This window comes from Sulfitobacter sp. HI0027 (assembly GCF_001634775.1).
Classification (GTDB): Bacteria; Pseudomonadota; Alphaproteobacteria; order Rhodobacterales; family Rhodobacteraceae; genus Sulfitobacter.
Genome location: NZ_LWER01000033.1, coordinates 1 through 3,523 on the forward strand (window position 1 = coordinate 1; position 3,523 = coordinate 3,523).

The following is a 3,523-nucleotide window of genomic DNA, read 5'->3' on the forward strand; positions in this document are numbered from 1 at the left end:
CGGTGAATGGCTGGAGGCTGAGCGCCGCAAGATCTCCACCAAATCCCGGCTGGGTGAAAAGCTGACTTACATCCACAATCACTGGGACGGACTGCAGACCTTCTTGGCCGATGGGCGCGTCGAGATCGACAACAACCGCGTCGAAAACCTGATCCGCTCCATCACCCTCAATCGGAAAAACGCCCTCTTCGCTGGGCATGACGAGGGTGGTATCGCCTGGGGCCGCATCGCCTCACTGATCGAGACCTGCAAGATCAACGGCATCGAGCCCTTCGCCTATCTCAAGGCAACCCTCACAGCGATCGCCAATGGTCACCCACAAAGCGGCATCGACGATCTGCTCCCGTGGAACTTCAAGACGTCAAGCTGACCCGACAGTGCCCTCCTGAGAACGCTTACTGTGCAACTTCGAGCGCAGGCTCTCGTCGAACGCCATGTAGGCCAGCACATCGTGCTCGGCCTCGTCCATTAGCTCGGCTACATCGCGGTACCGGTCACGCAGGTTGTCGGCGACCTCGCGCCAGCGCAGATGAGCCTGATTGCGGTCCTTTTCGGCGAAGACGGTCTTCACCACGGCGCTGACCACCGGTTTGTTGGTCTTGCTCACCCGGGCCAGCAGGTTGCGCTGGAAATGCACTCGGCAGCGCTGCCATCCAGCACCCAGGACCTTGCGCGCCGCGGCCTTGAGGCCTTCATGTGCATCGCTGATGACCATCCGGATGCCGCGCAGTCCGCGCCGGGTCAGCGAGCGCAGGAAATCGGCCCAGAAGGTCTCGGCCTCGGATGGCAGGACGGTGATTCCCAAGATCTCGCGCCGCCCGTCAGTGTTGACCGCCACTATCACCGCCATGGATACGATCCGCCCGCCCTCGCGCAGCTTTACGTAGGTAGCGTCCAGCCAGAGGAAGGGCCAATCGCCCTCGAGGGGGCGGTTCAGGAACGCCTGCACCCGCTCGTCCCTCTCGGGCCATCGCTGCGCGATGCCCTGCCGGGCAGTGGATCTCCTCGCATAGCCGTGACACCTGGCTCTTCGAAGTGCCGGACAGCCCCATGGCGCGCACCAGGTCATCCACCGCGCGGGTGGAGACGCCTTGGATATAGGCCTCCTGGATCACCGCCATCAGCGCCTTCTCGGCGGTCCTGCGCGGCTCGAGGAAGGTCGGGAAGTAACTGCCTTTACGTAGCTTCGGGATGTTCAGGCCGATGGTCCCCGCCCGGGTATCCCACTGTCGCGGCCGATAGCCGTTACGCTGGTTCTCGCGGTCCGGGCTGCGCTCGCCATGCGCGGCGCCGCAGACAGCGGCCACTTCGATGTCCATAAGCCGCTGCGCGGCGTCCTGGATCAGCTCGCGCAGAAAATCTGCGTCATCGCTCTTGGCGATCACCCCCGGAAGGTCGATTATGGGGTTGGTCATCGTGTTCTCCTTCGTTGTCGTCGGTCTTTGAGCAACCTCAGACTGCGAAGAAACGCGGTGGCCGCCAGCCCGGCCGCGCGCTGCGCTAAGCCAATGGCTTCGCGCGCGGCCTCCTACACCACGGGGTGGGGCACTACCCGTGGCTGCCCGTATTGCTTGAATAGCTTATGGAAAAAGCGTTTCGCTGCGCGCGTGTTGCGCCGAGATTGAACCAGAATATCAAGAACGTCACCATTGCTGTCGATCGCGCGCCAAAGCCAGAATTTGCACCCGCGGATAGGAATGACCACTTCATCAAGGCGCCATTTATCAGACCGCGCAGGCCGATCCCGCCGGATGGAAGCAGCATACTTTGTACCAAATTTCCCAACCCACTTCCGGATAGTCTCATAGCTCACGACGATGCCGCGCGCCGCAAGCAGATCCTCAACATCGCGCAGGCTCAAGGGAAACCGAAAATAGGACCAGACCGCATAGGCAATGATCACAGGCGGGAAACGGTAGCCTTTGAAGGCACCGGAATGTTTGGCTTTTGTCATGTCCGTTGGTACGATTTCAGATCAGGCCCCGCAAGATGACGATGCCCCTCGGGCGCATTATCCACATCAGTGTAAGGGGGTCATTTTTGGACGCCGATCACCCCTCTACGGGGTCAAAATTGCATGCTGTTCACAATCTTCGACCATGCGCAAACTGAATGGAAATTTGAAATACAGCCAAACCGCATGAGCGATCACATCTGACGGGAAACGGTGGTGGTGATAGAGCGAAGAAGGGCTAGATTGGGTCATGCCTTCCCTTCGCATATCAACAGAGCCGGTGCATTAAGTTTACGGGGCCCCACCGCCGCTCGACCTGGGTGCAGTTGCGCGGCGCGCTGCGTCGGGAACGGTACGTTTGGTGTCGCAGATTGTCTTTGCGATGCGCTCTTGGAACGACGCGCGGCGTCACTTGGGTCGTACGGACAGACCGGGAGGCGAGCAATTAGCAGTATCGTTCAGGCCCGTTCCATTGTTCACTGGAGTAACGATCCCCATGCGCCCAGCCCACAGGCAAAACAGCCTCGATCTGTGCGAGATCGGACGCCGAGAGCACCAGGTCGGCGCCGGCTACACATTGCTGAAGGTGATCGGTGCTCCGCGTTCCAGGGATTGGTATTACGTGATCCCCCCGGGTCAAAAGCCAGGCGATTGCCAGGGCTGCCGCTGAGGTGTTCATTTGCGCAGCTAGGGCACAGAACCCGCTGCTGATCCTAAGGTTCTCGGTGAGGTTAGGTTCAATAAACCGCGGGTTGTTGGCAAGGAATGGCAGATCCGGGAGGCGTTCGCGTGGAATCGGATTGTCGGTGAGCAGCGATCTTCCCACGGGTGAGAAAGCCACCATGGCAACACCAAGTTCGGCGCAGGTCTGAACCAAGCCAAGGTCGGGAGCGCGGGTCGACAGTGAGTACTCGGATTGGACCGCTGCAATAGGATAAGCCTTAAACGCGCGCCGGAGGGTTGAAGGGGACACTTCAGACAATCCGATCGCCCGTGTTTTTCCTTTCTTGACCAAGAGGCCAAGATTTTCTGCAGTTTCTTCCGGGGTGAAGCGTGGGTCACGACGGTGCGCATAAAGGGGGGGTGCGGACAAAAACTTGGACTGTTTTCACGGGATAATGCCGAGGCTTTTACGGTATTCGATCGGGCTTCTGCCACCAAGGGACATCTTGATGCGTGTTTCGTTGTACCAGCGGATGTAGGCATCAACCTCGTCAATAAACTGGGCCACGGTGAAGGCTCGCCAATCGCGAGGATAGAAGAACTCAGTCTTCAGGCGTCCGAAGAAGCCTTCACATGCTGCATTGTCCTGCGAACTCGCCTTTCGTGACATCGAACGAACGAGCTTTGCTGCCTCGATACGTTCCAGCCAGCCAGGCCAGCGATAGTGGCCTCCGCGATCGCTGTGGACGATGGGCCGCACTTCGCTGTCAGCGATGGTCTCTACCGCTGCATCAAGCATTGAGTTTACGAGATCGGCATCCGGTCTGGTCCCTATGGTCCAACTTAAGACGAGTCCGTCGAAGCAATCGATGATTGGGGAAAGATAGACTTTTCCCGCTCGGATGT

3 protein-coding genes and 2 pseudogenes are annotated in these 3,523 nt (G+C 59.3%); 1 reads left to right on the forward strand and 4 read right to left on the reverse strand.

Translation table 11 applies throughout. The features are described 5' to 3' along the window. Positions 1-370: IS66 family transposase (locus tag A3722_RS02060; protein ID WP_150120402.1), on the forward strand; the 370-nt coding region annotated here is incomplete at its 5' end. A gap of 27 nt (positions 371-397) precedes the next feature. Here the strand turns inward: A3722_RS02060 and A3722_RS24645 are convergent. The 4 genes and pseudogenes from A3722_RS24645 to A3722_RS02080 all read right to left on the reverse strand — a co-directional run. Further along, positions 398-1,415: pseudogene (locus A3722_RS24645) on the reverse strand (IS256 family transposase); the annotation flags it as partial. Positions 1,416-1,546: 131 nt separating this feature from the next. After that, positions 1,547-1,954, reverse strand: a pseudogene (locus tag A3722_RS02070) (IS6 family transposase); the annotation flags it as partial. A gap of 445 nt (positions 1,955-2,399) precedes the next feature. Then, positions 2,400-3,047, reverse strand: coding sequence for an aldo/keto reductase (locus tag A3722_RS02075; protein ID WP_082849318.1), 648 nt, complete (start codon positions 3,045-3,047; stop codon positions 2,400-2,402). Between the two features lie 15 nt (positions 3,048-3,062). Continuing rightward, positions 3,063-3,523: IS3 family transposase (locus tag A3722_RS02080; protein WP_150120403.1), on the reverse strand; the 461-nt coding region annotated here is incomplete at its 5' end.